The 3,199-nt window shown below is 69.8% G+C and carries 2 protein-coding genes; both read right to left on the bottom strand.

All coding sequences use genetic code 11. The features are described 5' to 3' along the window. On the bottom strand, positions 1-655 hold a 655-nt coding region (locus N878_RS16155; protein ID WP_021444646.1), incomplete at its 3' end, for a GAF domain-containing protein. Next, positions 652-3,199: PAS domain S-box protein (locus N878_RS16150; protein ID WP_021444645.1), on the bottom strand; the 2,548-nt coding region annotated here is incomplete at its 5' end. The genes N878_RS16150 and N878_RS16155, both read right to left, overlap by 4 nt.

The following is a 3,199-nucleotide window of genomic DNA, read 5'->3' as shown; positions in this document are numbered from 1 at the left end:
GCGGCATGTGCTGGCCGCTCAGGGCCGCGGCCGAATGCTCCAGCAGCTGCTGCGCCTCGGGGTTGCTGCGCAGCACCCGGCCCTGCGGGTCGAGCACCAGCACCGCGCTGCCGGCGTTGTCCAGCATGGCCTGGTGCATGGCGCTCTGCTCGGCCTGGCGGCGCGCCTGCAGGCGCAGCTCGAACAGCTCGCCGGTGAGTCGCGCCAGGTGCTGCAGCTGCTGGCGCTGGTGCGCATCGAGGTGGCGCGGCTGGCGGTCGATCACGCACAGGGTGCCGAGGGCCAGGCCGTGGCGGTCGTGCAGCGGCATGCCGGCGTAGAAGCGGATATGCGGCGCGGCGGTGACCAGCGGATTGTCGCGAAAGCGCGCATCCTCCAGGGCGTTGTCCACTTCCAGCGGCGCGTCGGCGGCCACGGCGTGGGCGCAGAAGGCCAGTTCGCGCGCGGTCTGCTCGGTGTCCAGGCCGACCCGGCTCTTGAACCACTGGCGCTCGGCGTCGATCAGCGAGATCAGCGCGATGGGGGTGGCGCAGATCTGCGCGGCCAGCGCGGTGATGTGGTCGAACAGCGTCTCGGCCGGGGTGTCGAGCAGCTCCAGGGCCTGCAGCGCGGCCAGCCGCTGCTGCTCGTTGTGGGGGATCGGCGCTTGGCTCATGTCTCGCTCCCGGTGATGGGCAGTTCGAACCAGAAACAGGCGCCCCGGCCTTCGCGCGAGTCGAAGCCGATATGCCCGCCCATGCGTTCGACGATTTCCTTGCAGATTGCCAGGCCCAGGCCGGTGCCGCCCATTTGCCGGGTGTCGCCGGCGTCGGCCTGGGAGAACTTGCTGAAGATGCGCGGCTTGAAGGCGTCGGGGATGCCCGGGCCGTGGTCGGTGACGGCGACCCGCAGCACCTCGGCGCAGCGCTGCAGGCGCACCTCGACCTGGCCGCCCGGCGGCGAGAACTTCGCCGCGTTGGACAGCAGGTTGGCCATCACCTGGGCCAGGCGCTGGCCGTCGACGCGTACCGCCGCGTCGCCTTCGACCTGCAGCCGCAGGCGTACCCGGTGCTGGTCGGCGTAGGGCTGGTTGTGCAGCAGCGCCTGCTCCAGCAGCGGCTGCAGCGGTTGCGCCTGCAGCTCGAAGTGCATCTTGCCGGCCACCAGCTTGTCCATGTCGAGCAGGTCGTTGATCAGCTCGTTGAGGCGCTGGCTGTTGCTCTGCGCGATGGCCAGCATCTGCTGCATGGTGTCCGGCACCGCGCCGAGGGCGCCGCCGTTGATCAGGCCGAGCGAGCCGGCGATGGCGGTCAGCGGGGTGCGCAGTTCGTGACTGACGGTGGAGACGAATTCGTTCTTCATCTGCTCGATGCGCTTGCGCTCGGCGATGTCGCGGATCACCGCGATGAAGCGGCGCTGGCCCTGGTGGCTGATCTGCGACACCGCCAGCTCCATGGCGAAGCGCTCGCCGCTGCGCCGCAGGCCCTCCAGCTCGCGGCTCTGGCCGACCACCCAGGCCTCGCCGGTACGCAGGTAGCGCTGGATGTAGCCGTCGTGGGCGCTGCGGTAGGGCTCGGGCATCAGCAGGCTGACGTTACACCCGGCCACCTCGGCGTGGCGGTAGCCGAAGATGTGCTCGGCGGCGTGATTGAAGGTCTCGATGCGGCCCGCCTCGTCGATGGTGACGATGGCGTCGATGACGTTGTCGAGCAGGGTGCGCAGGTAGTGCTCGCGCTCGCGTACCGCGCGTTCGGCGGCGACGCGGTCGCTGAAGTCCTGGATCTGCGCGACGAAGTGCACCGGCCGGCCCTCGCCGTCGCGCACCAGCGACACGCTGAGCAGCACCCAGAGCACCTGACCCTGCTTGTCCAGGTAGCGCTTCTCCATCTGGTAGGCATTGATCCGTCCGGCCAGCAGGTCTTGGGCGTTCTCCAGGTCGGCCTCGAGGTCCTCGGGATGGGTCACGGACTGGTAGGAGGTGGCCAGCAGTTCCTCGCGCGGGTAGCCGAGCATCTGGCACAGCGCGTCATTGACCTCCAGCCAGCGGCCGTCCGGGGCGACCAGGGCCATGCCCTGCGGCGCGGTGGTGAAGGCATTGCGAAAGCGCTGCTGGCTCAGGCGCAGCTCGTCCTCGATGGCCTGGCGCTCGCTGATGTCCCAGAGGAAGCCGTCGACCCACAGCAGCCGGCCCTGGCTGTCGTACTCGCCGCGGCCCTTCTCGCGCACCCAGACGTTGTGGCCGTCGGCGTGGCGCAGGCGGTAGGTCAGTTCGAAGATTTCCTGGCGCTCGATGGCCTCGCCAGCGCGGTAGGTGATGGCCAGGTCGTCGGGGTGGACGATGCTGGAGAAGCTGCGCACGCGGTTGTCGATGAAGTCGCTGGGCGGGTAGCCGCTGAGGCTGAGGATCTCCTCGCTGACGTAGCGCATGCTCCAGTCGGCGTCGTTGGCGCAGCGGTAGACCACCCCGGGCAGGTTGGCGACCAGGCCGCGGAAGCGGCTCTCGCTCTTCTGCAGCGCGCGGGTGGCCTGCTGCAGTTCGCCGATGTCGCTGGCGATGCCGAGGAAGCCGGTGATCCGGCCGCTGCCGTCGAACATGGCGCTGACGGTCAGGTTGACCGGGCGCAGGCTGCCGTCCTGGCAGCGGTAGGTCCATTGGCGGGTTTCCGGCTCGCCGCCGCGGGCGTTGTGCACGAACACCTCGAAACCTTCGACGGGGCGGCCGGCCTGCGCGCTCAGTTCGGCGGCGCGCGCCTGAATTTCTTCCTCGAGGTGAATAAGCGCAGGCGTGTGCTTGCCGATCATCTGCGCGGCGCTATAGCCGAGCAGGCGTTCGGCGCCGGAATTGAACAGGTTGATGCGGCCCTGCGGATCGGTGGCGATGATCGACACCCCGGTGGCCGAATCGAGCAGCGCCTGCAGGTAGGCGCGCGCCTCGCGCACCGCCGCCTGCTGGCGCTGCATCAGGCGCTGGGTGCTGCGCTTGGTGGTGCGCAGCAGCACCAGCAGCAGGGCCTCGGCGCCGCACCAGGCGAGCAGCCACTTGACCACCAGCCAGCGCTTGTCGCTGCGGTGCAGGTCGAACTGCTCGCTGACGTCGCGCCACACCAGGGCCACGGCCTGCGGCGCGGCGGTCGGGTCGTGCCGCTGGCGGTAGCTGGTCAGGACTATCTGGTTGAGCAGGTAGTGGCGTTCGCCGTCGGCCAGCAGGCGCACCGCATCG

It is taken from the genome of Pseudomonas sp. EGD-AK9, assembly GCF_000465935.2.
In the GTDB taxonomy this organism is placed as follows: domain Bacteria; phylum Pseudomonadota; class Gammaproteobacteria; order Pseudomonadales; family Pseudomonadaceae; genus Aquipseudomonas.
This window is presented reverse-complemented; position numbering and strand designations above follow the sequence as displayed.